Here is a 25065-nt window from a genome sequence, read left to right on the forward strand (position 1 = left end):
CTTATTCAATCTAAAAAGCGAAACAAAAACAATAGAGTATATTCTATTATTTTTTGTTTTAAACATGCGTTAAGGATGAAAAAATTGAGGATGGGTATAAATTACTTGGCGATTATGACGCGCAAAACCCACCAGCGTGATATTGGCCTTGTGAGCCAAATCAATGGCATAGGTGGTGGGCGCAGATACGGCCACGATACACCCGATACCGGTTATTGCTGATTTCATTACCATTTCAAAACTAGCGCGACTGGACAATACCACAAAACCATGCTTCCAATCCACTTTTGCATGCAATCCCCAGCCAATAAGCTTGTCTAAAGCATTGTGCCGGCCGATATCTTCACGGACGGTTACAATCTTTCCAGTCATATCAGCCCACGCCACACCGTGAACTGAACCAGTTTGCGCCCGCAGTTGCTGATGATGGTTAAAATCGGTCAAAGCACGCCCGATTATGCTAAATTCTACATGCCAATCGCGTAAAACCGGTTCTATTTCTGGCTGAACAGCTGCCAGACTGTCAATACCGCACAGTCCGCAACCAGTGCGTCCGCTCATCTGGCGACGGCGACTTTTCAAACGTGCAAATGCTGCGCTGGCCAGCTCAATCTCAGCCACAATTCCATGCAGATGTTCAGTAATTTCAATCGCATAAATTTGCTCTGCATTTTCAATGATGCCTTCACTCAGGCTGAAACCCAATGCCAGTTCGGCAATATTAGCGGGTGTAGCCATTAATACGACATGGGAGATACCGTTATAAACAAGTGCTACCGGGATTTCGGCACTGATATTATCACTGGTACTACTGCATTCTCCAGCCTGTGCCACCCAGACAGTGCGATTTTGGGCGGGGGTGTAATTCATGAGGTTTCTGTATTTATGAACCGGTAACAGCCAGAAAAGACCTGTACCGACATATTAACCGGATTACGCAAGAAGATAAAATATTACTGTCTGTATGACAATACACCATACAGACAGCACTACAGATGATGATTATTTAAATTATTCAGTTGTCTGTGAAGTGGAATTTTGCTGCGCTTTGGCTTCTTTTTTTGCCATCATTTCGCGGTACCAGCGTGGATGGTGCTTTTTCGCCCATTCCTGACTAACCACTCCTTCCACCATCGCCGGAATTGTGCCTTTAATCCACAATGCGGCATATACATGAATAATAATACCGACAATCAGCAGGATAGCAGAGGCAGAATGCACCAGCAAAGCGATACGTACCACCCAGATTGGAAAATATCCGGAAAAAAACTGCCGCCAGGCAATCAGCCCGCTGATAAGCAGCAGTGCCATACTGATGGACATCAGCCAGAACATACATTTTTGTCCAGCATTATATTTGCCAGTATCACCAATTTCTCTTCCCAGCAGAATATGCTTAATTCCCAGTAACCATTTAATATCATCCCGCTCAAAAAAATTATATTTTACATAGCGGAAAAACTGGATAAAAAAGCCCAGAAACATCACCACTCCGATGAACGGATGCAGGATGCGTGCCAATTGCGGAGAACCGAAAACTTCAGTGAGCCAGAAAAAAGACGGATAGAAAAAACCCAGACCGGAAACAGCCAGCAGCACAAAGCAGCCGGCTACTACCCAGTGGTTAAACCGCTCGGATTTTTTATATCGCTGAATTAATAATCTTTTCATTATGCGTCCCCTTTATCTTTGAGGATTTCGCCTTCACGATTCAGAACCTGTTCTTTATCATCGTCAGGGCGATTCGGACCAATGGTAATGTAGTGCAGCCAGCCGGCAAAAGCAGCGGTAGCAATACCGAATGCTGCTATCGGTTTGAGCATACTCTTCCATAATTTAACGGTGGTACTGATACGCGGATTGTCCGGCAGACCATGGTACAGGCTGGGTTTATCCGCATGATGCAGTACATACATAACATGGGTACCGCCCACACCCTGTGGATCGTAGAGCCCTGCCTGCTCAAAACCGCGCTGTTTTAAGTCTTTTATACGCTCCCCGGCCAAAGACTTCATGTCTTCTTTGCTGCCGAAATGAATAGCGCCGGTAGGACAAGTTTTCACACAGGCCGGTTCCTGCCCGACGGCCACACGGTCTGAACACAGGGTACATTTGTAAGCGCGGTTATCTTTTTTCGAAATACGCGGAATATTAAACGGGCAGCCGGAAATACAGTAACCGCAACCAATACAGTTTTCCTGATGGAAATCGACGATACCATTTTCATACTGAATGATTGCACCCGGTGACGGGCAGGCTTTCAGACAGCCCGGGTCAGAACAGTGCATACAGCCGTCCTTACGAATCAGCCACTCCAGCTTGCCGTATTGCTCGGTTTCAGAAAACCGCATTACCGTCCAGCTATCCGCACTCAGGTCAATCGGGTTATCGTATACACCATGATTGGTGCCAACTTCATCACGAATGTCATTCCATTCCGAACACGCAGCCTGACAGGCTTTGCAGCCTATACAGGTCGAAACATCAATCAGTTTGGCAATTTCAATGGGTTTTCTTGCCTGTGGTAGCGGCGTGAGCTGATTAGTAGCCGAACGACGTTTTATATCCAAAGATTGTAAAGCCATGACTTATTCCCCTCACGCTTTTTCGATATTGCATAAAAAGGTTTTGTATTCTGGTGTCTGTGTATTGCAGTCACCAACAAATGGTGTGAGTGTGTTAATGAGAAACTGTTTTTTCTCACCAACATTCACCCAGCCACCATGCAGGGGAATACCTATCTGATGGACGGTCTGCCCGTTAATTTCCAACGGACGCAGGCGTTTGGTTACCACGGCTTTAGCCTCTACCCAGCCGCGCTTAGTACTGATTTTAACCGTATCGCCTTTAGCAATATTTTTTTGTGCTGCCAGCTCTTCGCTGATTTCAACAAACTGTTCGGGCTGAGCAATCATCAGCAATTTCACGGATTTCGTCCAGAACTGAAAATGCTCTGTCAGACGATATGTAGTGCCGACACAAGGAAATTCATCTTTATTGCCGATACGACCTTTAACGCTGTCAAACAAGCGCACTGCGGGTGTATTCAGCACTTTAGGATAGAGCAGGTTTTTACCAACTGGTGATTCAGTAGGCTCATAGAATGTCGGAAACGGGCCATCTACCAGTTTTTTGGTACAGAACAGACGACCAACACCCTCCTCATTCATGATAAACGGATTCATATTAGTGTCAGGTGCCTGATCTGCCTTGTAGTCAGCCACATCCGCCCCAATCCATTTGCTGCCGTCCCAGTGAATTAATATTCTGTCAGGATCCCAGGCTTTGCCGGACGGATCGCAGGAAGCGCGGTTATACAGAATACGGCGGTTTGCCGGCCAGGCCCACGCCCAGCCCGGGGTATTACCCAGTCCGGCATTGCTGTTATCACGCCGTGCCATCTGGTTGCCGTTTTTAGTCCAGGAACCGGCAAAAATCCAGCAGGCGCAGGCTGTTGTGCCGTCATCGCGTAACTGAGCAAAGCTATCCAGTTGCCCGCCTTTAGGCACGATAATATTACCCTGCTCGTCTTTAATATCTGTGAGTGCCCAGCCATTGGATTCCTGTGCCATTTCTTCCGGTGTCGGTGAATGCGGTACCTTATACGGCCAGCTCAGGTTCAGAATCGGTTCAGGTACTTTACCGCCCTCTTTCTCATACAGAGCTTTAATACGTAAATGCAAATCAGCCAGAATCTCAAGATCGGCTCTGGCTTCTTCCGGAGCTTCGGCTCCGGCATAATGCCATTGCAGCCAGCGTGAAGAATTGACAATCGAACCATTTTCTTCTGCAAAACAAGGGACAGGCAGGCGGAATACCGTCGTCATGATAGAGCGGGAATCTACGTCATGCGCATCACCATGATTTTCCCAGAAGGTAGCCGTTTCGGTATTAAGCGGATCCATTACTACCATCCACTTGAGGCGGGAAAATGCTTCGATGATACGGTTGGAATCCGGAAAGGAACCCATGGCATTGAAACCTTGTACCAGTAATCCGTGCATCTGGCCCTGATACATCATTTCGGTCATTTGCAGCACATCATACATTTTGTCCCACTTCGGCAGCCAGTCATAGCCCCAGTCATTTTCTTTGGTAGCCTTATCACCAAAGAACCATTTGAGCAGGCTTACCATAAATTTGGGCGTATTGCTCCAGTAATTAAGCTGTCCCGGACGCATGGCCGCAGGTGTCTGAACTTTCAGATAATCAGCAAAAGTCGGATTTTTCTTTTCGTTAGGCAGGCTCAGATAGCCCGGAAGACTGGTAGACAGCAAACCAAGATCAGACAAGCCCTGAATATTGGAATGGCCGCGTAAAGCATTCACACCCCCACCGGGCATACCGATATTACCCAGAATCAGCTGAATCATGGCCATGGTACGGATATTCTGCGAACCATAAGTATGCTGAGTCCAGCCCAGTGCATACAGAATTGTACCGGCTTTGTTTTTTGCCGAGGTTGCCCCCAGAGCTTCACACACCAGCAGAAAATCTTTAATCGGGGTACCGGTAATTTTGTGCATCATTTCCGGTGTGTACTGGGCATAATGCTTTTTCATTATCTGCCAGACGCAACGCGGATTTTCCAAAGTCGGGTCTACTTTGGCATAGCCGTTTTCATCCAGCTCGTATGTCCAGCTGGCATTATTATAAACAGCCCCGCCTTTAGCACCTTTCGGAGCCGCTTCCGGTGCCGCGCTGCCGTCTTCAGTCGTATAATCGGCATGTCCGGAAAACAGACCTTCATGAAAACCATAGCCATCAGCTAGAATAAAAGCAGCATTGGTATAGTTTTTGACATAATCCCATTGCACTTTATCATTTTTAATCAGCCAGTTGATTACCGCTCCGAGGAAAGCTATGTCGGTACCGGAACGAATCGGCAAATAATGATCGGCTACAGAGGCAGTACGGTTAAAACGCGGGTCGCAAACAATCAGTTTAGTGCCTTTTTGTTTTTTGGCTTCAATAACCCATTTAAAACCTACCGGATGTGCTTCAGCGGCATTACCACCCATAACCAGAATAAAATCGGCGTTCTGGATATCAGTCCAGGTATTGGTCATAGCGCCACGACCAAACGTAGCAGCTAGTGCAGATACCGTCGGCCCATGACAAACCCGTGCCTGTGAATCAGCACCAACCAGCCCGAGCGAACGCATGAATTTCTGAGTCAGAATACCGGTTTCATTGGAGCTGGCAGAAGCGCACAGCATACCCACACTTTCCAGCCGGTTAACCGTAACACCATCAGCATTTTTTTCAATAATATTGGCATCACGTTCTTCTTTAATCAGGCGGGCAATACGATCCAGTGCCTCATCCCAGCTGATGTCTTTCCACTCTGTGCTTCCGGCTTCACGAACCTGCGGATGCAATACACGGTTCGGGCTGTTAACAAAGTCAATCAGTGAGGCGCCTTTAGGACATAAGCTGCCGCGACTGACCGGATGATCGGGATCACCTTCTATGTGAAAAATTTTCTTTTTGGCGTTTTTGGCACCGTCACCCAGACTATACAACAACGTACCACAACCAACTGAGCAATATGTGCAGTTATTACGTGTTTCTGTAGCCCTCAACAGCTTGTACTGGCGGACTTCAGCAAAGGCTGTGGCAGGAGCCATGCCCATCACTGCCAGTCCTGTCGCGCCGGCACCTGCTGCGGTAACCTTGAAAAACTGGCGTCTTGTCAGGTTCATGTGTGTATGTTCCTAATAAAATTTTTATTATTTATTTGCAGGAAATCCATCCCCGCACTGCTTACTAATTATGCTAGAAAATTAATTTATACTAACATTTAATCCTATTATAATACCTTATTTAAACTATTATAAAATTTTATCAGTATTTTCTACTTTAAATAAATAATTACAATTTCATTTAAATTCCGAATTTAATTAGTATAAAGGTTAAAATACAATTTATTACATTAGCAATAAATAGAAATAATTTATTCAATAAATTATTTCTATTAGTCATGAATATTTTGCATACAAATTGATTTATAAATTATTTATTTGCTATGACATATATGTTGTATCGAACATCTCTATGACTATCTATCGCTATATACATAGGTATATTTCGCAATAATTTTCCTTTATAATCGGTATTGCCTGACCTGGCGCCGGATAATAATTTATTTCAAATAAGGATAAAATATGCGCTTTAACCACATTCGTCTGACTACTATTGTTACTGCAATCAGCCTGAGTGTAATGAGCACTGCTTCACTTGCCGCCAATATCACAGTTTCAGCGGCTGCCAGTCTGACCAATGCATTTAATGACATTGCCAAAGCATATCAGCAGCAATATCCTCAGGATAAAGTACTGCTTAATTTCGGAGCTTCAGGCTCTCTGCTTCAGCAGATGCAAAACGGTGCACCTGTAGATGTATTTGCTTCTGCTGATCAGCAAACTATGGATCAGGCTCAGACTAAGAATCTTGTGCGGGCACAGGACAGAATTAATTTTGTAAATAACAGTCTGGTACTGATTATTCCGAAAAAAAGCAGTCTGAATGTACGCGGACTGAAAGATCTGCAGCAACCAGGTATTAAACATATTGCACTGGGCAACCCCGCTTTTACACCGGCCGGACGTTATGCTCAGGCAGCAATGGAGCAGGCAAAAGTATGGAGTACGGTAAAGCCTAAAATTGTGAATGTGAATAATGTCCGTCAGGCTCTGGATTATGTCGCTAATCAGTCAGCGGAAGCCGGTTTCGTATTTGGCACAGATGCGGCCATTATGCCGGATAAAGTTAGTGTAGCTGCAACCATCCCGACCAGTAAGCCAATCAGCTATCCGATTGCTAAGACAGTAGCCAGTAAAGAACCGGCAGCTGCCAGCCGCTTTATTAATTTTATCCAGTCGCCAAAGGGTCAGAAAATTCTTAAGCGTTACGGTTTTCAAAACGCACGCTGAGTATTTTTCCACCGGCAGTTATCCTCCCGCAATTCTGTCTGAATTTTTATTTCAAGGAGTAGATAATGGCTGCGGCCTGGATTGCTCTTGCCCTGTCACTTAAAATCGCCCTGTGGGCAACTGCTATCAATCTGGTTCTGGGGGTTGGTATAGGTTATGTACTTGCCCGTAAAGCTGTCTGGGGTAAGGAGCTGATTGATACCATTCTCACTTTGCCAATGGTAATGCCGCCAACGGTACTGGGATACTACTTACTGGTTCTGATTGGAAAAAATGGCTTTATTGGTCAGTGGCTGGAACGTTATCTGGGTATTAATCTGATTTTCACCTGGCAGGGTGCTGTTGTAGCGGCAACAATCGTATCGTTTCCTCTGGTATTCAAACCGGCACGTGCTGCATTTGAAAGTCTGGATTCCCAGCTGGAGCAGGCAGCGCGTGTTCTGGGTATCAGTAATGCCGGAGTATTTCTGCGCATTACTCTGCCGCTGGCCTGGAGAGGTATTCTGGCCGGCGTATTACTGGCATTTGCACGCAGTATGGGTGAATTCGGTGCTACGCTGATGGTGGCAGGCAGCATTCCGGGGCAGACACAAACTCTGTCGATTGCCGTATATGAAGCAGTACAGGCCGGAGATGACTATCTGGCCAATACTCTGGTCTTGATTATATCTGTGGTCTGTATTCTGATATTACTGCTTACCGGCAAACTTTTATCCGGCAAAGTACCTATGACCAATCTTAAATAATCCGATACCTGAATCAAACAATATTGTTTTCCGATATTGCTTTGCCTGTTTTTAATCCGGCCAATGGTTTTTATGTTAGATTTTAATTTTCAGAAAACCCTTCAGCGTAATGACGGAAGTCATTTTACTCTGGATATCCGCCTGTGCTGTCAGTCACAGCGTACAGTTATTATGGGAGCCTCAGGCAGCGGTAAAAGTCTGATGCTAAAGACTGTTGCCGGTCTGCTGACTCCTGAACAGGGTCATATTAATGTGAATGGTGTTACTCTGTTTCAGGCACAGCAGCATATTAATCTTAGCCCGCAACAACGTAAACTGGCCTTTGTATTTCAGGATTATGCCCTCTTTCCTCATTTAAATGTCCGGCAGAATATTGCCTGCGGTATTTGTCATGGCTTATTCAATCCGAAAAAACGCAGCCGGTATACAGAAGTTGAATACTGGCTGACTGCTATGCAGCTCAATTCGGTAGCAGAACAATATCCGGCTCATCTGTCCGGCGGACAGCGCCAGCGTGTGGCTCTGGCTCGTGCATTGATTGCTCAGCCGCGGGCTATTCTGCTGGATGAACCATTTTCTGCATTGGATACTCAGCTACGGGCTCAAATGCGTTCTGAGTTATCTGCCTGGCAGCAGAAATTAAATTTACCCATGCTACTGATTACTCACGATCCGGAAGATGCAGCTGCTTTTGACGCTCAAATCTGGCATATGGATAATGGATGTCTGTACTCAGCTCCTCGTAACAATCGCAATGAATCAATTTAATCTTAACAGCGAACTAATTCCCACTATTAACGGCCAGCGAATTGGCAACAGCAAACGGATTACTTTACTGGAAAATATCCGGCGTTTCGGTTCCATTACCCAGGCAGCTAAAGCGGTACCTATGAGTTATAAAGCAGCATGGGATGCCATAGATGCAATGAATAATCTGGCGCCTGAACCTTTAGTCTTACGGCAAACCGGTGGTCAGGGTGGCGGAAACAGCGTATTAACAGCTTTTGGTGAAGCTTTTTTAAATTATTATCACACTATGCAGCAACGTCATCAGCAACTCATCCGGCAACTGGAAGCTAACGCTGACAATAGTCATCATAGTTTATGGCAAAAAATGAATCTGGATTTAAGTGCTGATAACCAACTCGCCGGAAGAATCAGCCAAATCATTGAAGGAGCTGTAAATAATGAGGTTCATCTGCAACTGAGCAACGGACAGGAACTGGTTGCCATACTTACCAGACACAGTTGTGAACAGATGGAACTGGCTGTAGGCGTTGATGCACTGGCACTCATTCAGGCATCAGCCATTATGCTTGCGCGTCCCGATCCGAATTTACAAATATCCGCTCGTAACCAGCTAACCGGTCAAATACGCCACATAGATACTGGTGCTGTAAACAGTGTGATTACTGTGAATTTAGGCGCAGCTGTCAGCCTGACCGCCAGTATTACCTGTCATAGTGCACAAACTATGCAATTGAAAAATGAAGATAAAATCATGCTGTTAATCAAGGCGCCGAACATTATTATCGGACGTTTGCGCTGAACGTGCACTCATCAGACAAACTGAAGCCAGAATAATCCTGTCATGCAATATCAGATTATTCCGGCTTATGCTTACGTGCGATAGTCAAACTACCTGCGGCCATGCACATTCCCTCTTTGTCAATCTGTCCTTTTAAGCCGCAGATATATTATAGACCTTATATATTTGTATTTTAATATTATTAAATAAATTTAATTCAAAAAAACTATTTATGGCGTTTTATCCCGAAATATTAATAATTAATTCCACATCTTTTGTAATTATGGGCTAATTTACTGAAAATACTGCACACTGATAATTTAATTGAATATTAAGCCGTTACAGTACCTTGAAAATTTACTTATATAAATACTTAGTTTTTCAAAACTAGCGCAGAATAACTTCATCAGCCAGTTCATTAGTACCGGCATGCGTACGCGGAAAATACTGTACAAGTAATTCCGTCAGCTCATCCAGTCCGGCAGTTAAACCATCCATATATCGTTGATGCTGAAACGCCTGAGTAATGCGATTACATATCTGCTGCCAATGCACCATACTCACACAGGTATTAATACCCCGGTCTGCAATAATTTCTACTGCGCGATCAGCAAAAAGTACATAAACCAAAATACCACTTTTTTCAGCAGTATCCCATATACCCAGATTTCCGAACCAATACTGTGCACGCTGGCGTGCCGTAGTGTGATGACACAAATTCGCGGTATCAAGGCTGGATTCAATCACAAACCGAAGCTGTCCAGTATGACGTTGCTCAGATAATGTAATTTGTTCAGTTAGCTGTTGCAATGCAAGAGCAGGAAAATATTTACTTACTCGTTGGCGCGGATTTACCCAGTGGCGCCAGATACGTGGTAATAATTGCATATTGAGTTTATTTAAGCTCGTACATTCTGCTTTTTCCTGTATATCTGATTTCATAGTTAGCACCACAGATTTATTAAAAAATATATATTGAGTTACTTAATTAATTTCATAATAATCAGCATTCTACTTACACTACCATAAATTTTCTTAATAAGAAAATGCTGCTGTTACCAGGCTGATAACAAAAACAATATATATCATATAAAAACAGAAAACCGGAAAGTCAGATGTAACGGATATTATTGCTGGCGACATTAGTTAGCATATATTTTGATGATAACGATACTAATTGATCTAGCAGGGAAAATTAGCCTGTAAAGTAAAAATCCAGATATTGCCAGAGAGCAAAAATGATTTCTAACATAAAAACCAACCTATTATCAGAGCTGGCTCTGACAAATTCTCTGATTGGAAAATCACAAAATTCTAAGGGTTATATATTTTGAAATAAATATAGATTCTATAATCCCTTATCTATTATCTAAACAAATCCCCGTAACTGTTTCACATAAGCATAGGCTGCCTGTATACGCTGAGCATGTTCAGTTGCCTGCTGCATCTTAGTTTCCGACAGATTTTGCTTAATGAGTTTATCCGGATGATATTTATTCATCAGGCGGCGATATGCCTGTTTAATTTCCTGCGGGCTCGCTTTTGCTGATATACCCAGTACAAGATAAGGATCAGAACCAAACGGTTCTTCAGGCTGTTGTTGCTGTTGCTGGTATTGCTGCTGATATTGCTTCTGCTGTTGCTGATATTGTTGACGGCGTTGCTCTGAACGCGCACGCTGACGCTGCTGTTTCCATTGCTCGTTGGTCTGCCAGTAATGCCGGTATTCATTTTCCTGATGAATAGTCTGGCTGGCAAAAATAAGCATTTGTGCATAAGGAATATGAAATTCATCCGCTATGATATTCAGAATGCGCCGTTCATTATTATGCAGCCGTCCGTCAATCAGCGCTAATTCAAGCATATTTTTACAAAACAGCATTAAACCGCGCTTGTCATCACTATAAGCCCGGTATAGTTGTTTAAGTCTGATTCTGAGCGGATAATTTGTTGTCTGCCCCATATTAAAAGCATAACGCGACAAAACTTCAGTTTCTGCATCCAGCTGCATTTTTTTAATCATGTCATAGACACGCGACCGGTCTTCATCAGAAACATGTCCTTTGGCTGCACATATCTGACCGGCCACTTCAAACATAACAACTATATAAAGATTATTGTCGGCAGCGATAGATGCTTCAGTACCATCATCTACAATCTGCAAAGCTTGAAGATAAAACATAATCAGGATGATTAGTACAATATCAATCAGCACCCCGAACACGCTATAACGCATGACTAAAAAGCACAACAGCAAAAAACAGATACCATAACCGACTTTAGACATGTATACCCACCAGAAACGAAATGCTAAATAATCATAATTATATAAATAAATAACTATACATTATTTTACGTAAAATTTACAAATTGTCAGTATTTAACGGGGAATTCAATTATGACTGCCAGTATTACCAGCTACCGGAGGCTCCGCCACCACCATAGCCGCCGCCTCCTCCGCTAAACCCTCCGCCTCCTGAACCACCGCCAAAACCGCCCCTACCACCGCCAGAGCCGCCAATAAAAATATTACCGGCAAAAATGAGTGCTATTATGAATGCCAGAATTGCACCAATAATCGCTGCAAACAGGCTCCAGCCCGAATACCAGCCAAAACTTAATACCAGAAATCCGACAATTGCACTGCCCAGCGTATTACCAAATATATTTTTCAAAAATGAACCGGCTATAAATATCAGTAACAGAATTCCAAAAATTGTTGAGCCTGAATCATCAGATTCCTGATGTGCAGATTGTTGTGCCGGTAATTTTTCACCGTTAATCAGCTTCTCCAGCTGATTTACAGCCTCACGTACACCTCCGTCTGCATTATTTGCCCGTAACTGCGGACGAAGCACATCATCCAGAATTCTTTTAGCATAAACATCAGGAATAGCCCCTTCCAGTCCGCGACCGGGTGCCAGAAACGTTTTATGTTCATTGCGCACCAGCAACAACAGTACACCATCATCAATTCCTTTACGTCCTGGTTTCCAGCTATCCATAACACGTGTAGCATAGTCAAAAGGTGTTTCCGGTGCGATAGCCGGAACTGTCAATACTATAATCTGACTGCCATGCTGCCGGCTGAACGCCAGTAACTGCTGGTTTAATTCTGCACGGGTAGCAGGCTGTAACATATTGGCTGTATCCATTACCGGATCAGTCAGCGCTGGTACAGGAACCAAACCATTGGCAGCGAGCAAATGCATTGCAAAAAAACAGCCCAGAAAAAGACCGAGTAGCCTGTGGACAGATAAGCGTATTATGTTCATCTTTGCAACCTTAGTGCCATAAAAGCAAATTTGCTTGTATTTTAGTTCATACTAACCTTTTGATTGTCAGGATAAAAGACCACTATTATCTGACTCCATACTTTCAGACAAACAGATTCTGTTATTACAACAGAATACAAGTATTCAGTCCGATACAGCAAATTTCCACAGTTAGTATTGCAAGTTTTTATCGAACTGCTGGTATGTTTAACAATTACTCCTGTCTGTTCGGAAAATAGCCGCAACCATATAAATTTTTAATTTCCATTTTGTCAGATTCTGCAAAAAAACAATTAGCACAATAGTAGCAGCTGCTTACTATACTGATATGCAAACAGCCAGTTCTGACAAACTGGCTGTTTAATTAATCACATAAAATAACAACAGAAAACGAATTAAAATTCTACCTGCGGTGCCTGTTTTACCGCCGCTTCATTTTCCGGTACAAAATTCGGGCGAACATGCATTCCGAAAATTTTGGCTGTGATATTGTTCGGGAAAGAACGCAAAGTAGTGTTGTAAACCTGTACTGTCTGAATATAGCGGTTGCGTGCCAGAGCAATACGGTTTTCTGTGCCTTCAAGCTGCGCTTGTAAATCTCGGAAACTTTGATCAGCTTTCAGATCAGGATAATTTTCTGTTACTACCAGCAAGCGGCTCAGAGCACTGCTCAGATTTCCCTGTGCCTGTGAAAACTGTTCCATTTTTGCCGGATTATCAGCATCACTGCTGGTCATATTCAGACTGCCTACACGTGAACGGGCATTAGTAACGTCGGTTAAAACTTGTTGTTCATGTTTGGCATAGCCTTTAACTGTATTCACAAGATTGGGTACCAGATCAGCACGACGCTGATACTGATTCAGCACTTCCGACCAGGCAGCATTTGCAGCTTCATCCTGTGACTGCATTGTATTATAGCCACACCCGCTGAGGCTTAAAACCAGAATAAATGCGCCTATCCAACCCATTAACCGTTTATACATTATAAACTCCCGTATGTATTATTGTGCCAGTTTAACATGCTCTTGTTACTTTTTACGTCATAACTAGCGCAATCTTATATACCTTAAGCTATAATTAATGCAAAATAATAAAAATCATTTTAACCAACTGTAAAGGATGTTATATGTTTCCTGAATATCGCGACTTGATTACCAAATTAAAGGCGGAAAATACCCATTTTGCTAATATATTCGAAGAACACAACCGACTGGACGATAAAATTACAGGTCTGACTAATAACCCGGTAACCAGTGGTCTGGATAATCTGGACGAACTGAAACGGGAAAAATTGCGCCTGAAAGATGAAATTTACGCCATGCTGCGTGAAGCTGACGGTAAAGCCTGATAGTGGTTGAGTTAAGTCAGTAAAAAACCCTGCCAAGCGCAGGGTTTTTTACTGACTTAACTTATATTGTTACCTGATAGCATTAAATCGTTCTTGTATCGCAGCAGGAAAAGAAATTGCTTTATTGCTTTGCTGATCGAAAGCCATAAACGTCACCACAGCCTGCACAACTGTCTGTCCTGTATTTTTAAGAGTAATCGTTTGATTAACTTCTACTTTGCGCGGTTGTATTTTGCTCAAAGCAGTAGATATCAGCAAATCATCTCCGAAACCGGCACTGCGCCGGTAACTGATATTGATATTTATCACAGCCATTCCACAACCGGCTTCAGTAAACATTGGCGTTAAGCCGGCTTCATCAAAATAATGCCAGCGAGCCTCTTCCAGAAATTCCAGATAGCGTGCATTATTAACATGGCGGTATACATCTATGTGAAAGCCGCGCACCCGAATTTCGGTTTGATGTGCTTGTACTGATAGCCGGTCTGTAATTTGAGTTGAATCTTGCATATTTAATTATTTACCACACTCCAGCTAATGGTCTGATTAGCACGCAACGGAATCAGTCGTTCATGATTACCATACGGATAGTATGGTGGCACTGTGCGATTTATTTTTTCCAGTGTAATGGTTTCCTTATTGATTTCCAGACCATAAAACCGCGGACCGTTTTCTGCTGCAAAAGCCTGTAATTTATCCAGTGCTCCCGCCTGCTCAAAAGCTTCCGCATATAACTCAATAGCAGCAAAGGCACTGAATATACCCGCACATCCGCAAGCACATTCTTTACTGTGCTGAGCATGCGGCGCACTATCGGTACCGAGAAAAAATTTATGTGACTGTGTACCGCTTACAGCCTGTAACAGTGCCTGACGATGGGTTTCGCGCTTTAGTACCGGCAAACAGTAATGATGAGGCTGGATTCCCCCTACCAGTAAAGCATTGCGATTGTAGAGCAAGTGCTGGGGTGTTACCGTAGCAGCCACATTTTCACCAGCCTGAATCACCAGCTCAGCAGCTTGTGCAGTGGTGATATGCTCAAATACTAATTTCAGTTCAGGCAGACGTTGTAATAGCGGCTGTAAAAGTTCATCAATAAATACTGATTCACGGTCAAAAATATCAATTTCACTTTTGGTTACTTCACCATGCACCAGTAGTGGCATGCCTGTTTCAGCCATGGTTTCCAATACTGGCAATAAAGCCCACAAATCACTGACACCAGCCGCAGAGTTAGTTGTGGCACCGGCAGGATAAAGCTTACACGCAATAATACCTGCCTCTTTGGCTTCGCGTATCAATGCCGGAGTAGTCTGGTCAGTCAGATATAAAGTCATCAATGGCTGAAAATGACTGCCCGCAGGTACTGCAGCAAGTATACGTTCACGATAAGCCAGTGCTGCTGCAACTGAGGTTACCGGTGGTTTCAGATTTGGCATAATCAGGGCTCGCCCCATTTGCCGTGCACTGAAAGGTAATACTGCCTTTAATGCTGCACCATCACGCACATGAAGATGCCAGTCATCCGGACGGGTTATAGTGAGAGTCTGCATCTGTATCCGTTCTATCAGCGTGTGTTACACAGCTAAAAATAATAGGTTAATGTACTATTCTGTCGCAGCTTCTACAACCTGAACCTGAATAAAGTTAACAAAATATTGTAATTAATTGTAATAAATTACCGTCTGAAAAACTTAGCGGTGTTTTACCCACATCATTATTACATCATCATTTCTGATTTGCTGATGCAATAATTCATGTCCTGTCTGCCGGCAAAAAGCTGCAAAATCATCAGGAGCAGTTTTATCTGTTGCCAGTACTAGCAATACTTCTCCGCTATCCATTACTGCCAGCGCTTTTTTTGCACGTAAAATCGGCATCGGGCAATTTAAATCGATAACATCTAGTGTTCTATCACTGTGTGGTTCACTCATCAGCAACTCATCATAGAATATTGAAAGTTATTATTATACATCGCGCATGAAACAGACTGAACGTATACACCTTGCTCAGGCTAAAGCAGCCCGTTCCAGTCTATATCAGTCATATATTATAAAAATGCACGCTGACAGGAAAATTATCAGAATATGTTTTGTTATTAAAACTGTTGTAATCAAGAACAGCATGCATAAAACATAAGCAGATAAACGTTATTTTATAATTATTTACTTAAATAAATATCATTTCCGGCTTTTGCAGTAATGACATATATACATTGAAAAATCAGAAAGCTTGCAGATAAATTCGTAATAGTAAAATTAACTTTGCGCTAGCTCCAGCATTTCCCTGGCATGATTACGTGTGGTATCGGTAATGGTTTCGCCGCCAAGCATTCGTGCAATCTCATTCACCCGATCTGTCGCAGCCAGTACGTTTATTTCACTTACAGTCTGCCCTTTGCTGTTATGTTTTCGCACCTGCCAGTGCTGCTGACCACAAGCTGCGACCTGCGGCAGATGAGTAACAGCCAGCACTTGACGATTTTGCCCCAGACTACGCAGTGCGTGACCAACAACATCAGCTACAGCTCCGCCAATCCCGGTATCCACCTCATCGAAAATCAATGTAGGTACCGCATTATACTGACTGGTAACCATTTGCAGAGCCAGACTGATACGTGCCAACTCACCACCGGAAGCGACTTTGCTCATTGCTCTTAAAGGCGTGCCCTGATTGGCAGCTACCTGATACTGTACCTGCTCCAGACCATGCACAGATGGTGAGGCACTTAACAATTCAATATGAAAGCGTGCGCCTTGCATTGATAAATTTTGCATGTGAGCCGTGGTTTGTTTCGCCAGCTTTTTCGCTGCCTGATGGCGTTTCACTGATAATTGCTGTGCTGCATGCATATATTCATTTTCGCGTTCTGCTACCCGCGCCTGTAACGCTTCAATATCCGCAGCCGCCTCCAGTTCATTAAGAGCTGATTCAACTTTTTCTAGCTCTTCAGGCAATTGTGGTGGCTCGATCCGATATTTACGCGCAACACTCATTAACTCCTGCATGCGCTGTCCCTGCTGTGCTAATAAATTTTCATCAGTCTCTACACTGGCAGTGGCTTCACGCAAATACGCACTGACTTCACTCAATTCTGCTTCTACTGATTCCAGTAATGCCACACTGTCTGCAAAAGCAGGAGCTGCTTTAATCAGTGCAGCCAGTTGCTGCCGGCAATGATACAAACGGCTTTGCAAACCCTCATCACCATTGAGAACTTCTTCTACATTTTCCGCCGTTTGCAGTATTTCCGCCGCATGTACTAATGAATCATGACTCTGACTGAGATTTTCCCACTCATGCTCTTGAAGATTCAGGGCATTTAGCTCATCAAAGCGCCATTGCAAGCGCTCACGCTCAATATTCAGACTATCAGCCTGTGTTTGCGCTTTTTCCAGCTCTTTTTTGGCTTCATGCCAGCGCTGATAGGCTTCACGTACCAGAGCAACTTCTGTATCAGCACCCGCAAATGCATCCAGTAATATACGTTGCGCGGATTCACTATTTAAAGAGTGGTGTGCATTCTGACCATGTATATCAATTAATAATTCACCTATCTGCCGCAACTGACTCAGAGTAACCGCCTGATTATTAATAAAACTGCGACTTTTTCCTTTTATATCAATCGTACGGCGGATACTTAATTGCGTTTCGTTTTCATCCAGTAATCCCTGTTCCTGTAGTAAGGTGCGGGCATGCGTTACATCACTGACATCAAACAGTGCTGATAACTGGGCTTCTCTGGCACCATGTCTTATCTGACCATAATCAGCTTTATCACCTAACAACAGACCCAATGCATCCAGCGTGATTGATTTACCCGCCCCGGTTTCACCTGTCAGAACGGTAAAGCCGCTTTGAAAACTCAGATTCAGCTCATCAACAATGACAAAGTCACGCAAAGACAGCGCCAGAAGCATAAACAACCTTTCTTAGAGAAAGTATTAATGATTTATGCCGGATTTTAGTATTTTTTAGGAAAATAAGAAACCATTTTTTAGAAAAATCTAAAATAATCGATAATAAATTTCGGTTTTATTAATTTTTATTGTATTTTTTCCACCAATAGCAACATACACATTATTTTTTCAGAGATGATGTCAGGCTACAAAAATTACTTAAAATCTGATTAACGGCTTAAAGCTTGTTTATACAACACACAGCTATACCAGCTGGTCACCCCAATGCAGTTTCTGGCGCAGAGTTTTGTAATATTGATAATTAACCGGATGTAAAATCCTCAGAGAATTGCGATAGCGGCAAATACGGATTTTATCCATACTATGTAAATCAAAAAACGCCTGTCCGTCAAAATGAGCCCGGGCATCGCTGCCTTTAGTAATCAGCACTTCTATTTCACTGGTATCACTAACAGCGATCGGCCGGTTGGACATGGATTGCGGGCAAATAGGCACCAAACTGAATGCACGCAGAGTTGGCTGTAAAATAGGACCACCGGCAGCCAGAGCATATGCCGTCGAACCAGTAGGTGTAGACACAATCAAACCGTCTGAACGCTGGGTATAAACAAACTCTTTATTGATGAATACCTCAAATTCAATCATCTGCCCCAGTGCACCACGGCTGAGTACAACGTCGTTTAGTGCCAGTGAATGATAAACTTCTTCGCCTGCACGTACCACAGTCGCTTCCAGCAAAATACGTTCTTCGGGCAGATATTTGCCAGTCAGCATGCCGGTTAATTCTGTTACCATCTGAGCACGCGGTACTTGTGTCAGAAAACCAAGATGTCCCTGATGAATACCAATCAGTGGTACCCGGTAAGGTGCCAGTTTACGGGCAACAGACAATAAAGTACCGTCACCACCCAGTACCATAACAAGATCACAGCGCCGCCCCATTTCACATTTATTAATAATATTACAGCGTTGCAGCAATACCGGATTAATCTGGTTATCCGCTTGCGCCTCACTATCCAGATACACCGAAATTTCTTCTTCACATAAAAAAGTAATGAGTTCGTCCAGTACTTCACTCATCATTGGTGTTTGCGGCCGTGTCACAATTCCGATATGGTTAAACTGGCTATTCATGTAAACATTTATTCCTGACTAAGTTACTCTCTCTAAATAACTACCATAACTTTATTTGGCTATTATAAAGGTTAGTGTAACAATAAACTTATATTATGTGCATTTTCATGCCGAATGCAAATATTATGCAAATGCACTGATAGCAAATTTGAAAAGGTATAAATATAAGATATTACTTTCATAGTTGCTGATATCCGCAGCACTTATTCTTTTAGCTGGCTGAAATATCTGCTACTGAGGTATCTGATTATTCCGAATCATAAAATTAAATCTTAACTTAAAACAAAATATTAATTACTAGCAGAATACTTCTTGCACAACAGTTATATTAATTTGCCGGTACAGATCAATTTTAAAGTCGTTTAGCTGACATCTGATTAGAAATACACCTGTATTATGCAAGTAAATTATCATTGCTTCCGCACAATAGCTGTTTCCTTCTCAATTCAGCTAATCAACAATTGAAATTACTCGCTAATTCTTGGTTACTTTATTGCTTCAAATATCTCTGAATAAAAGAAAATTTTAAAATATCTAATGTTCAAAAAATAATCTTCATATTTATGCTTTGATTTTCTTTAACTGCTTTAACAGATTACATAACATTATGCTGCTTATCCCGATTTATACTCTTATCTAACTATCTATCGCTCAATTGAGCGTAAATCGCTACAATAACTGTTTAAACTACGGTAGCCACTATGTCTGCATCTCTGCCAAAAGTTTTTGCTCTGCTTGGTCCTACTGCGTCAGGCAAGACCAGTCTGGCTCTGAGTCTGGCTGAGCAGTTTCCGATTGAAATTATCAGTCTGGATTCCGCCCTGATTTATCGTGATATGAATATCGGTACGGCTAAACCCAGTGCAGAAGAGTTAGAAGCAGTGCCCCATCATCTGATTGATATTATTTCACCGCTTGAAAGCTACAGTGCTGCCCAGTTTGTCAGTGATTGTGTGGATTTAGTCGGGGAAATTCATACACGCGGTCACCTGCCTTTGCTCGTGGGCGGTACCATGATGTATTACCATGCCCTGACACAGGGACTGAACAGCCTGCCCGAAGCCAATCCGCAAATCCGTGCCGAACTGGATAAACTTAAACAACAGCACGGTACAGACTTTCTGTATGCACAATTACAGCGGGTGGATCCCATTACTGCTGCCCGCTTGCCTGCCGGTGATAGCCAGCGTATTGAACGGGCACTGGAAATCTATCACATCACCGGTGTTCCCATGAGCAGCCATCTGGCTAAACAGGAAAGCCGGCAGAGTCCTTTAAATGTATGTACGCTGGCACTTTTACCGGCTGACCGTGCTCGTTTGCATACACAGATTGCCACCCGCTTTCATTCGATGCTGGCACAGGGTTTTGTGGAAGAAGTGGAAGCACTTCGGCTGCAATACCCGGAATTGCATCCTGATTTGCCTTCAATTCGCTGTGTAGGCTATCGGCAGGCTTTTGATTATCTTAATGGCACAACTAACTACAGTACATTTGTTGAACGCGGAATTACTGCCACCCGGCAACTGGCAAAACGTCAGCTTACATGGTTGCGTAAACTGAATCCCGAACATGTATGCGATCCGTTTAATCCTGCAGGGCTGCAAGAACATGCGCAGCAATTAATACAGCAGTTTTTTGCTTAAACTGATTTAATTTAGAAAATTCTCCGGCAACGAAACCTTAGGCAATACTATTAAAATATTGTGTAAACATTGTCTAATCTGATAGTCTGTTTATTTTGCAACTTAATGTATTAATTCAAATTCTTAATTATTAATTTGTAATTATTTATCTGTATCTGCTGTTCTGCACTTTTTCAGTACAAAGACAGAACAGCAAAACAAAATTATTTACAGTAAAATGCAGTCCGTTGTTAGAGTCATTATGTCATAGCATTCGTACTGAATTGAATATACGGCAAAGACAAACACTTATCTTCTACGCCTCACTCTGACCAGGCAAGGGTCAGGCATTTTTGATTTAATAAGGAGAAAACACGATGTCCGTACAGGATCGCATTCGTTATACCTCACTTCATTCCCGCCTTATGTCTGCTGAGCAAGCTGCTACCCTGATAGATAATAATGCCAATGTCGGCATGAGCGGATTTACCGGCGCCAGCTATCCTAAAGTTTTGCCGAAAGCTATTGCTGACTTTGCCCGTGCTGAACATGCTGCCGGTCGGCCATATAAAATTAATGTATGGACTGGTGCTTCCACTGCGCCGGAATGTGATGGCGCACTGGCTGAGGCACATGCAATAAATCAGCGTTTACCATTTAATACTGATCGCCATATGCGTCAGGAAATCAACAATGGCGATGTCAATTTTATTGACATGCATTTATCGCATGTTGCTCAGCAGGCATGGTTTGGTTTTCTGGGTCACATGCATGTAGCCATTATCGAAGTACTGGGCATTACTGAAGACGGACATCTGATTCCGTCTACCGCAATCGGTAATAATCAGACATGGCTGGATATGGCTGACAAGGTTATTCTGGAAATCAATACCGGTTTGCCGATACAAATGGAAGGCATGCATGATATTCCTATGGATAATGCTATTCCGCCCCACCGTAAACCAATTAACATGACCCGCGCTGATGATCGCATCGGTGAAAAATACCTGAAAGTTGATTTAAACAAAATAGTCGCTATTGTTGAATCCAATGCTCCGGATCGCGACAATGTTTTCAGCGAACCTGATGACAAATCCAAACAGATTGCCGCTTATATTGTTGATTTCCTGTCTCACGAAATCAAAATGGGGCGTCTGCCTAAAGAAATGCTGCCAATTCAGTCTGGCGTAGGTAACGTGGCGAATGCCGTACTGGCAGGTCTGTTAACCGGTCCGTTTGAAAATCTGTATGGTTATACCGAAGTATTGCAGGACGGTATGCTGGATCTGATACGTGCCGGAAAAATGGCTACTGCATCTGCTACCGCTATTTCCCTGTCTGCTAAGGCATTCCAGGATTTTGCAGACAATATTGATTTTTACCGTGAACGCATTATTCTGCGCCCGCAGGAAATCTCCAATCACCCGGAACTGGTACGCCGTTTAGGTATTATTGGGATGAATTCAATGATTGAAGCCGATATTTACGGCAACATCAATTCTACCCATGTAATGGGTACCAGTATGATGAATGGTATCGGCGGTTCAGGTGACTTTGCACGCAACAGTTTCCTGAATTTCTTTGTTACCCCGTCTACTGCTAAAGATGACAAGATTTCCTGCATCGTGCCGATGGTTTCACATGTTGACCATACCGAACACGATACACAGATTATTGTTACTGAGCAGGGTCTGGCTGATTTGCGCGGTCTGGCTCCGCGGCAGAGAGCAAAAGTGATGATTGAAAAATGTGCTCATCCGGATTATCGCGATCAGTTGCAGGATTACTACGACCGTGCTTTGCAAACGGCAAAAGGTATTCATACACCTCATATTCTCACTGAAGCTTTAAGCTGGCATGAACAATTCCTGAAAACCGGTTCTATGAAAATGTAATTGATTCCGGATAATGTCAAACAGCCCTGTTTTCAACAGGGCTGTTTTTTATCAGACTGCATCACTTCTCGACCAGATAATTTACTTTCGGTTCAGCATCCGCAATTGATTTACTGAATCCTATAAACAGGTTATTACCCTTACCAGACTGAAATCCAGTATCACATCGTCTGAATGTGTATTTATGAATATACTTCATCATCACACATTATCAAATTCAGCCACATACACATTACTATCAGTTAAAATAGCCACCACTCACTCTCTGCTGCATTCAGCAAATTCTTTATTTCTTCATCCTCAAAAGGAACAACCACCATGTTTTCCAAAGCGTTAACCATCGAAAAATTTGATCCGGAACTGGCCGGTGCCATTGCCCGTGAAGATCAGCGCCAGCAAGATCACGTAGAACTAATTGCATCAGAAAACTATGTAAGCTGCGCCGTAATGGAGGCTCAGGGCAGCCAGTTAACCAATAAATATGCCGAAGGCTATCCGGGTAAACGTTATTATGGTGGCTGCGAATATGTCGATGAAGTAGAACAGCTGGCTATCGACCGCCTGAAAGAATTATTTGGCGCCAGTTATGTCAATGTACAGCCTCATTCCGGCTCTCAGGCCAATCAGGCTGTTTACGCCAGCGTATTACAACCGGGCGACACTATTCTGGGTATGTCACTGGCACATGGGGGGCATCTAACACACGGAGCCAGTGTCAACATTTCCGGTCGCCTGTATAACGCCATTACCTATGGTCTGGATGAAAATGAAATCCTCGACTACAAACAGGTGGAACAGCTGGCACTGGAGCATAAGCCGAAAATGATTGTGGCCGGTGCTTCTGCTTATGCTCTGGAAATAGACTGGGCACGTTTCCGTGAGATTGCAGATAAAGTAGGTGCTTATCTGTTTGTAGACATGGCGCATTACGCCGGTCTGGTCGCTGGCGGAGAGTATCCGAATCCGGTACCTTTTGCTGATTTTGTGACCACTACTACCCATAAAACTCTGCGCGGACCGCGCGGCGGTGTGATTATGTGCCGCAGCGATGAACACGCAAAAGCACTGAATTCAGCTATTTTCCCGTGCCTGCAAGGTGGTCCGTTAATGCATGTGATTGCAGCCAAAGCAGTAGCCTTCAAAGAAGCCTTACAGCCGGAATTCAAACAATATGCCCGTCAGATTAAAGCCAATGCCAAAGTACTGGCAGAAACCTTGATTGAACGTGGCTTGCGTATTGTTTCAGGTCGTACTGAAAGCCATGTATTTCTGGTAGACCTGCAACCAAAAAAACTTACCGGTAAAACGGCAGAAGCGGTGCTGGGCAAAGCACATATTACCGTTAATAAAAATGCCATCCCTAATGATCCGGAAAAACCATTTGTCACTTCCGGTATCCGTTTAGGCACGGCAGCCATTACTACTCGCGGCTTTACTGAAACAGATACGCGTGAACTTGGTCATCTGATTGCTGATGTTCTGGATAATGCAGACAATGAAAAAGTTATTTCAGAAGTCTCAGAAAAAATACAGAAAATTTGCAATCGTTTACCTGTATATGGTAAATAAACCACAATATTATAGTATTAATATAATTTCCAATCATTCCTGTTGATTGACTATAAAATAGTACTTATACTCAAAGCAGACTTTTTCATCATTGAATAAATGATGTTTTAGTCTGTTTTTTATTGACATTAAACATCGCCATTGAGTTTCTCAATAAGAAATTCATCTTTAACTAATCAGGTATTATCAAAATACTAATAAAGTATTAATATAACCATATTGCAAAAGCAAAAATAACAATTTGGCGTTTAAATTTAAAATATTTTGATAATTCATTTTGAAAGGAAACAAAAATGAAAAAATTAGTTTCTTCCGCTTTACTGGCTGCTTCTTTAGCTATGACTGCAGGTTTCGCTATGGCTAATAGTAACAACGATGATACTGATGTTCGTCATTTCAGCGAATCTACTGCTCAAAATGGTCAAAACACTCATGTTTCTGACTCTACACCAGAAAATACCCCTTTCCGTACTGTTAATACCTACGCTGGTAACCACTAACAGTCTGGCAATAAAAAAAAGCATAACTTATTGTTATGCTTTTTTTTTTACTTATCTATTTTCATGCAAAATATTATTCTCTCAGAGAGTAAACTAAGAATTATCTTACACTTTCTCTTTCACGCTGCTTAAATCTTCTGTCAGCTATTCTTGTGTTTATTTTTAAAAGATAACTTATTGATTACATATATTTATTTAAAAAATCATAATTAATATTGATTTTACTTAATAACTCAACTTTTATTATAGCCACAGGATTAAGATAAAGCTTCCTTATTCTCAGGAGTACAACATCATGGGGTTACTCTGGACAATTATAGTTGGCTTTATCATTGGTTTAATTGCCAAACTAATCTATCCGGGCAAACAGCAACTTGGGTTAGTGGTCACCACTTTACTTGGTATCGGCGGCTCATTACTGGCCGGATACGTTGGTCAGGCATTTGGCTGGTACCATGCAGGAGAAAAAGCCGGTTTAATAGCTTCGATTATTTTTGCCTGCATTATTCTGTTTATTTACGGCAAAATTAAAAACAGACAGATATAACGAAACGGTGATGGATATTTAATCCATCACCGTTTTTTTG

General features: G+C 42.8%; 23 protein-coding genes. 10 read left to right on the forward strand and 13 right to left on the reverse strand.

Annotation, left to right across the window (positions count from 1 at the left end; translation table 11 throughout):
- Positions 1-69: 69 nt before the first annotated feature.
- The 4 genes from fdhD to fdnG all read right to left on the reverse strand — a co-directional run bounded on the left by fdhD (position 70) and on the right by fdnG (position 5705).
- A complete protein-coding gene (gene fdhD, locus H3U73_RS06340) occupies positions 70-870 on the reverse strand; it encodes a formate dehydrogenase accessory sulfurtransferase FdhD (RefSeq protein ID WP_198190212.1) in 801 nt (266 codons plus the stop codon).
- A gap of 141 nt (positions 871-1011) precedes the next feature.
- A complete protein-coding gene (locus H3U73_RS06345; RefSeq protein WP_025330240.1) occupies positions 1012-1671 on the reverse strand; it encodes a formate dehydrogenase subunit gamma in 660 nt (219 codons plus the stop codon).
- Positions 1671-2585, reverse strand: coding sequence for a formate dehydrogenase subunit beta (gene fdxH, locus H3U73_RS06350; protein ID WP_025330239.1), 915 nt, complete (start codon positions 2583-2585; stop codon positions 1671-1673). The genes H3U73_RS06345 and fdxH overlap by 1 nt, the downstream gene beginning before the upstream one ends.
- A gap of 12 nt (positions 2586-2597) precedes the next feature.
- Positions 2598-5705, reverse strand: coding sequence for a formate dehydrogenase-N subunit alpha (gene fdnG / locus H3U73_RS06355; protein WP_078475091.1), 3108 nt, complete (start codon positions 5703-5705; stop codon positions 2598-2600).
- A gap of 462 nt (positions 5706-6167) precedes the next feature.
- Between fdnG and modA the strand changes: the two genes are divergently transcribed.
- From modA to H3U73_RS06375, 4 genes are all read left to right on the forward strand, one after another.
- Positions 6168-6935, forward strand: a complete 768-nt coding sequence (modA, locus tag H3U73_RS06360; RefSeq protein WP_198190213.1) for a molybdate ABC transporter substrate-binding protein — start codon at positions 6168-6170, stop codon at positions 6933-6935.
- A gap of 65 nt (positions 6936-7000) precedes the next feature.
- Complete coding sequence (gene modB / locus H3U73_RS06365; RefSeq protein WP_025330236.1) at positions 7001-7681, forward strand: molybdate ABC transporter permease subunit; 681 nt, start codon at positions 7001-7003, stop codon at positions 7679-7681.
- 72 nt (positions 7682-7753) lie between these two features.
- Positions 7754-8449: an ATP-binding cassette domain-containing protein gene (locus tag H3U73_RS06370; protein ID WP_198190214.1), complete on the forward strand. Its 696-nt coding sequence runs from the start codon at positions 7754-7756 to the stop codon at positions 8447-8449.
- Positions 8436-9230: a TOBE domain-containing protein gene (locus tag H3U73_RS06375; RefSeq protein WP_198190215.1), complete on the forward strand. Its 795-nt coding sequence runs from the start codon at positions 8436-8438 to the stop codon at positions 9228-9230. The genes H3U73_RS06370 and H3U73_RS06375 overlap by 14 nt, the downstream gene beginning before the upstream one ends.
- A gap of 366 nt (positions 9231-9596) precedes the next feature.
- Here H3U73_RS06375 and H3U73_RS06380 read toward each other — a convergent pair whose 3' ends face one another.
- The 4 genes from H3U73_RS06380 to H3U73_RS06395 form a co-directional block, all read right to left on the reverse strand.
- The gene (locus H3U73_RS06380; RefSeq protein WP_232336205.1) at positions 9597-10151 is read right to left on the reverse strand and encodes a TPM domain-containing protein; all 555 of its coding nucleotides are present in this window, start codon (positions 10149-10151) and stop codon (positions 9597-9599) included.
- A 427-nt stretch (positions 10152-10578) separates the two neighbouring features.
- On the reverse strand, positions 10579-11496 hold the full coding sequence (locus tag H3U73_RS06385) for a DnaJ domain-containing protein (RefSeq protein ID WP_198190216.1): 918 nt from the start codon (positions 11494-11496) through the stop codon (positions 10579-10581).
- A 124-nt stretch (positions 11497-11620) separates the two neighbouring features.
- Positions 11621-12484 carry a YgcG family protein gene (locus H3U73_RS06390; RefSeq protein ID WP_232336206.1) on the reverse strand — a complete coding sequence of 288 codons (864 nt, stop codon included), beginning with the start codon at positions 12482-12484 and terminating at the stop codon, positions 11621-11623.
- 395 nt (positions 12485-12879) lie between these two features.
- Positions 12880-13470 (reverse strand): LemA family protein, encoded by a 591-nt coding sequence (locus H3U73_RS06395; RefSeq protein WP_078475098.1) that lies wholly within the window; start codon positions 13468-13470, stop codon positions 12880-12882.
- Between the two features lie 143 nt (positions 13471-13613).
- Here H3U73_RS06395 and H3U73_RS06400 point away from each other — a divergent pair, with 143 nt between their 5' ends.
- Positions 13614-13835: a YdcH family protein gene (locus H3U73_RS06400; protein WP_025330229.1), complete on the forward strand. Its 222-nt coding sequence runs from the start codon at positions 13614-13616 to the stop codon at positions 13833-13835.
- A gap of 69 nt (positions 13836-13904) precedes the next feature.
- Here the strand turns inward: H3U73_RS06400 and H3U73_RS06405 are convergent, their stop codons facing one another.
- The 5 genes from H3U73_RS06405 to H3U73_RS06425 all read right to left on the reverse strand — a co-directional run bounded on the left by H3U73_RS06405 (position 13905) and on the right by H3U73_RS06425 (position 18889).
- Complete coding sequence (locus H3U73_RS06405) at positions 13905-14345, reverse strand: thioesterase family protein (protein ID WP_025330228.1); 441 nt, start codon at positions 14343-14345, stop codon at positions 13905-13907.
- A gap of 2 nt (positions 14346-14347) precedes the next feature.
- A complete protein-coding gene (gene pyrC / locus H3U73_RS06410; RefSeq protein ID WP_084551835.1) occupies positions 14348-15388 on the reverse strand; it encodes a dihydroorotase in 1041 nt (346 codons plus the stop codon).
- A gap of 141 nt (positions 15389-15529) precedes the next feature.
- On the reverse strand, positions 15530-15769 hold the full coding sequence (locus tag H3U73_RS06415; RefSeq protein WP_025330226.1) for a sulfurtransferase TusA family protein: 240 nt from the start codon (positions 15767-15769) through the stop codon (positions 15530-15532).
- A gap of 324 nt (positions 15770-16093) precedes the next feature.
- Positions 16094-17755: a DNA repair protein RecN gene (gene recN / locus H3U73_RS06420; RefSeq protein ID WP_100125213.1), complete on the reverse strand. Its 1662-nt coding sequence runs from the start codon at positions 17753-17755 to the stop codon at positions 16094-16096.
- 243 nt (positions 17756-17998) lie between these two features.
- The gene (locus tag H3U73_RS06425) at positions 17999-18889 is read right to left on the reverse strand and encodes an NAD(+) kinase (protein WP_078475100.1); all 891 of its coding nucleotides are present in this window, start codon (positions 18887-18889) and stop codon (positions 17999-18001) included.
- A gap of 701 nt (positions 18890-19590) precedes the next feature.
- On the opposite strand from H3U73_RS06425, the gene miaA reads away from it, so the two are divergent.
- From miaA to H3U73_RS06450, 5 genes are all read left to right on the forward strand, one after another.
- Complete coding sequence (miaA, locus tag H3U73_RS06430; protein WP_084587181.1) at positions 19591-20535, forward strand: tRNA (adenosine(37)-N6)-dimethylallyltransferase MiaA; 945 nt, start codon at positions 19591-19593, stop codon at positions 20533-20535.
- A gap of 356 nt (positions 20536-20891) precedes the next feature.
- Positions 20892-22409, forward strand: a complete 1518-nt coding sequence (locus tag H3U73_RS06435) for an acetyl-CoA hydrolase/transferase family protein (protein ID WP_037475978.1) — start codon at positions 20892-20894, stop codon at positions 22407-22409.
- A 318-nt stretch (positions 22410-22727) separates the two neighbouring features.
- A complete protein-coding gene (gene glyA, locus H3U73_RS06440) occupies positions 22728-23978 on the forward strand; it encodes a serine hydroxymethyltransferase (protein ID WP_025330221.1) in 1251 nt (416 codons plus the stop codon).
- Between the two features lie 293 nt (positions 23979-24271).
- Entirely contained in the window at positions 24272-24478 is a 207-nt protein-coding gene (locus H3U73_RS06445) for a hypothetical protein (protein WP_025330220.1), read from the forward strand.
- Between the two features lie 295 nt (positions 24479-24773).
- The gene (locus H3U73_RS06450) at positions 24774-25025 is read left to right on the forward strand and encodes a GlsB/YeaQ/YmgE family stress response membrane protein (RefSeq protein WP_084551839.1); all 252 of its coding nucleotides are present in this window, start codon (positions 24774-24776) and stop codon (positions 25023-25025) included.
- The last annotated feature ends 40 nt before the right edge of the window (positions 25026-25065 follow it).

It is taken from the genome of Snodgrassella sp. W8124, assembly GCF_016100875.1.
Lineage (GTDB): Bacteria > Pseudomonadota > Gammaproteobacteria > Burkholderiales > Neisseriaceae > Snodgrassella > Snodgrassella alvi.

What these genes read in the sequence shown, in the direction of transcription:
- H3U73_RS06395 (WP_078475098.1), bottom strand. Translation starts at nt 13,470, where the DNA reads ATGTATAAACGGTTAATGGGTTGGATAGGCGCATTTATTCTGGTTTTA.
- H3U73_RS06405 (WP_025330228.1), bottom strand. Translation starts at nt 14,345, where the DNA reads ATGCAAGATTCAACTCAAATTACAGACCGGCTATCAGTACAAGCACAT.
- H3U73_RS06415 (WP_025330226.1), bottom strand. Translation starts at nt 15,769, where the DNA reads ATGAGTGAACCACACAGTGATAGAACACTAGATGTTATCGATTTAAAT.
- modB (WP_025330236.1), top strand. Translation starts at nt 7,001, where the DNA reads ATGGCTGCGGCCTGGATTGCTCTTGCCCTGTCACTTAAAATCGCCCTG.
- recN (WP_100125213.1), bottom strand. Translation starts at nt 17,755, where the DNA reads ATGCTTCTGGCGCTGTCTTTGCGTGACTTTGTCATTGTTGATGAGCTG.
- fdxH (WP_025330239.1), bottom strand. Translation starts at nt 2,585, where the DNA reads ATGGCTTTACAATCTTTGGATATAAAACGTCGTTCGGCTACTAATCAG.
- fdnG (WP_078475091.1), bottom strand. Translation starts at nt 5,705, where the DNA reads ATGAACCTGACAAGACGCCAGTTTTTCAAGGTTACCGCAGCAGGTGCC.
- H3U73_RS06385 (WP_198190216.1), bottom strand. Translation starts at nt 11,496, where the DNA reads ATGTCTAAAGTCGGTTATGGTATCTGTTTTTTGCTGTTGTGCTTTTTA.
- miaA (WP_084587181.1), top strand. Translation starts at nt 19,591, where the DNA reads ATGTCTGCATCTCTGCCAAAAGTTTTTGCTCTGCTTGGTCCTACTGCG.
- H3U73_RS06400 (WP_025330229.1), top strand. Translation starts at nt 13,614, where the DNA reads ATGTTTCCTGAATATCGCGACTTGATTACCAAATTAAAGGCGGAAAAT.
- pyrC (WP_084551835.1), bottom strand. Translation starts at nt 15,388, where the DNA reads ATGCAGACTCTCACTATAACCCGTCCGGATGACTGGCATCTTCATGTG.
- H3U73_RS06380 (WP_232336205.1), bottom strand. Translation starts at nt 10,151, where the DNA reads ATGAAATCAGATATACAGGAAAAAGCAGAATGTACGAGCTTAAATAAA.
- H3U73_RS06370 (WP_198190214.1), top strand. Translation starts at nt 7,754, where the DNA reads ATGTTAGATTTTAATTTTCAGAAAACCCTTCAGCGTAATGACGGAAGT.
- H3U73_RS06450 (WP_084551839.1), top strand. Translation starts at nt 24,774, where the DNA reads ATGGGGTTACTCTGGACAATTATAGTTGGCTTTATCATTGGTTTAATT.
- H3U73_RS06390 (WP_232336206.1), bottom strand. Translation starts at nt 12,484, where the DNA reads ATGAACATAATACGCTTATCTGTCCACAGGCTACTCGGTCTTTTTCTG.
- fdhD (WP_198190212.1), bottom strand. Translation starts at nt 870, where the DNA reads ATGAATTACACCCCCGCCCAAAATCGCACTGTCTGGGTGGCACAGGCT.
- glyA (WP_025330221.1), top strand. Translation starts at nt 22,728, where the DNA reads ATGTTTTCCAAAGCGTTAACCATCGAAAAATTTGATCCGGAACTGGCC.
- modA (WP_198190213.1), top strand. Translation starts at nt 6,168, where the DNA reads ATGCGCTTTAACCACATTCGTCTGACTACTATTGTTACTGCAATCAGC.
- H3U73_RS06375 (WP_198190215.1), top strand. Translation starts at nt 8,436, where the DNA reads ATGAATCAATTTAATCTTAACAGCGAACTAATTCCCACTATTAACGGC.
- H3U73_RS06435 (WP_037475978.1), top strand. Translation starts at nt 20,892, where the DNA reads ATGTCCGTACAGGATCGCATTCGTTATACCTCACTTCATTCCCGCCTT.
- H3U73_RS06345 (WP_025330240.1), bottom strand. Translation starts at nt 1,671, where the DNA reads ATGAAAAGATTATTAATTCAGCGATATAAAAAATCCGAGCGGTTTAAC.
- H3U73_RS06445 (WP_025330220.1), top strand. Translation starts at nt 24,272, where the DNA reads ATGAAAAAATTAGTTTCTTCCGCTTTACTGGCTGCTTCTTTAGCTATG.
- H3U73_RS06425 (WP_078475100.1), bottom strand. Translation starts at nt 18,889, where the DNA reads ATGAATAGCCAGTTTAACCATATCGGAATTGTGACACGGCCGCAAACA.